The organism is Streptomyces gottesmaniae, assembly GCF_031845845.1.
In the GTDB taxonomy this organism is placed as follows: domain Bacteria; phylum Actinomycetota; class Actinomycetes; order Streptomycetales; family Streptomycetaceae; genus Streptomyces; species Streptomyces akebiae.
This window is the reverse complement of sequence record NZ_JAVRFJ010000172.1, coordinates 1-402: the sequence shown is the minus strand read 5'-3', so window position 1 is coordinate 402 and position 402 is coordinate 1. Positions and strand designations below refer to the sequence as shown.

Annotated in this window: 1 pseudogene; it reads left to right on the top strand. The window is 37.1% G+C overall.

The features are described 5' to 3' along the window. Positions 1-402: pseudogene (locus tag RM704_RS44925) on the top strand (tetracycline resistance ribosomal protection protein); the annotation flags it as partial.

The following is a 402-nucleotide window of genomic DNA, read 5'->3' as shown; positions in this document are numbered from 1 at the left end:
GCATATATACGTCTTTATAGTGGCGTACTGCATTTGCGAGATCCGGTTAGAATATCGGAAAAGGAAAAAATAAAAATTACAGAAATGTATACTTCAATAAATGGTGAATTATGTAAAATCGATAAGGCTTATTCCGGGGAAATTGTTATTTTGCAGAATGAGTTTTTGAAGTTAAATAGTGTTCTTGGAGATACAAAGCTATTGCCACAGAGAGAGAGAATTGAAAATCCCCTCCCTCTGCTGAAAACGACTGTTGAACCGAGCAAACCTCAACAAAGGGAAATGTTACTTGATGCACTTTTAGAAATCTCCGACAGTGACCCGCTTCTGCGATATTATGTGGATTCTGCGACACATGAAATCATACTTTCTTTCTTAGGGAAAGTACAAATGGAAGTGACT